Source organism: Spirillospora sp. NPDC049652 (assembly GCF_040675125.1).
GTDB lineage: Bacteria > Actinomycetota > Actinomycetes > Streptosporangiales > Streptosporangiaceae > Spirillospora.
Genome location: NZ_JBFAOF010001235.1, coordinates 1 through 1,800, shown reverse-complemented (window position 1 = coordinate 1,800; position 1,800 = coordinate 1). Strand labels below are relative to the sequence as shown.

Annotated in this window: 3 protein-coding genes; all 3 read left to right on the top strand. The window is 74.1% G+C overall.

Translation table 11 applies throughout. From position 1 onward, the window contains the following. A partial coding sequence (locus tag AB0J52_RS38925; RefSeq protein ID WP_500188077.1) for a rhodanese-like domain-containing protein occupies positions 1-347 on the top strand: 347 nt, incomplete at its 5' end. A 152-nt stretch (positions 348-499) separates the two neighbouring features. Then, positions 500-1,630, top strand: a complete 1,131-nt coding sequence (locus AB0J52_RS38920) for a Dyp-type peroxidase (RefSeq protein WP_500188075.1) — start codon at positions 500-502, stop codon at positions 1,628-1,630. After that, the coding region (locus tag AB0J52_RS38915; protein ID WP_500188078.1) for an encapsulin at positions 1,627-1,800 on the top strand (174 nt) is incomplete at its 3' end. The genes AB0J52_RS38920 and AB0J52_RS38915, both read left to right, overlap by 4 nt.

Here is a 1,800-nt window from a genome sequence, read left to right as displayed (position 1 = left end):
ACCCGGACCGGGTCGTGCTCGACGCGCGCTCGGCGGGACGGTTCGAAGGGACGGCCCCCGAGCCGAGGGAGGGCCTGCGCGGCGGTCACATGCCGGGGTCGGTCAGCCTTCCGTTCACCGCACTCCAGGACGAGGGCCGCATGCTTCCGCCGGATGAGCTGCGCACGCGCCTCGTGCAGGCGGCCGGTGGACGGGACCGGCTCGTGGTCAGCTGCGGGTCGGGTGTCACCGCGTGCGTCCTGGCGCTGGGCGCCGAGCTGGCCGGATACCGCGACATCGCCGTGTACGACGGCTCGTGGAGCGAGTGGGGGCTGCCGTCCGGCCGTCCCGTCCGGACGGGGCGGTAGCGGCGGACCGCCGCACCGGCACCTCTTGGGTGGGGCTTGGGGTTGGGCAGGTACGCGGGGCGGTAGGGAGTGGCTGAGGGGCCGCGATCCCCGGTGCCGGCGCCGAGCCGCCGACCGGTCCGGCGCCGAGCCGTCCACCCAGGAGATCCGCCATGCCGCCGCAGCCGCAGGCGCAACCCCAGCGGTCCGACCCGCAGAAGGTGCTCAGCCCGCTCACCGACGCCGCCGTGTTCCTCGTGGTCACCGTGGACGCCGGGGACGAGCAGGTGGTGCACGAGCTGCTCGGCGACCTGTCGGGCCTGGTCAGGGCGGTCGGCTTCCGGGTTCCCGAGGGCGGCCTGACGTGTGTGACCGGCATCGGCTCGGCCGTCTGGGACCGGCTGTTCACCGGGAGCCGCCCGGCCGGGCTGCACCCGTTCGCCGAGCTCGCCGGCCCCCGGTACCGCGCCCCCGCCACACCCGGCGACCTGCTGTTCCACATCCGCGCCCGCAGCATGGACCTGTGCTTCGAGCTCGCCGCGCAGATCATGAACCGGCTGCGCGGCGCGGTCACGGTCCAGGACGAGGTGCACGGCTTCCGGTACTTCGAGAAGCGCGACCTGATGGGGTTCGTGGACGGCACCGAGAACCCCGCCGGGGCCGCCGCCGAGCGCGCGGTGCTGGTGCGCGCCGAGGACGACCCGGAGTTCGCGGACGGCAGCTACGTGATCGTCCAGAAGTACCTGCACGACCTCGCGGCGTGGAACGCGCTGCCGGTCGAGGCGCAGGAGCTGGTGATCGGCCGCCGCAAGCTGGACGACATCGAGCTGGACGACGCCTCCAAGCCGGACGACTCGCACGTCGCGGTGAACACCGTCGTCGGCCCGGACGGAGAGCAGCGGCAGATCCTCCGGGACAACATGCCGTTCGGCTCCCCCGGCAAGGGCGAGTTCGGGACGTACTTCATCGGCTACGCCCACACGCCCGAGACGACCGAGCAGATGCTGCGGAACATGTTCCTCGGCACCGAGGACGGCCACACCGACCGCATCCTCGACTTCTCCACGGCCGTCACCGGGACCCTGTTCTACGCCCCGACGGCCGACTTCCTCGACTCGCCTCCCGACCTACCCTCGTCCGACCCGGCGGCCGACTCGGCGGCCGACTCGGCGGCCACTGCCGCGCCGGCGCCCGCCGCAGTGCCTGACGCCGTGCCTGACGTTGTGCCCGCCGGGGTGCTCGAGCCCGCGCCCGGCGACCGGTTCGGGTCGCTCGGCATCGGCGGCCTGAAGGAGACGCCGTGAACAACCTGCACCGCGAACTCGCGCCGATCTCCGCGGCGGCCTGGGCCGACCTGGAGGACGAGGTCCGCCGCACCTTCACGCGCGGCGTCGCCGGACGCCGCCTGGTGGACGTCCCGGACGCGGCCGGGCCCGAGCTCGCCGCGGTCGCCACCGGCCATCTCGACCCGGCG

Excerpts from the sequence above, each read along its gene's own strand:
- AB0J52_RS38920 (WP_500188075.1), top strand. The coding sequence starts at position 500 with ATGCCGCCGCAGCCGCAGGCGCAACCCCAGCGGTCCGACCCGCAGAAG.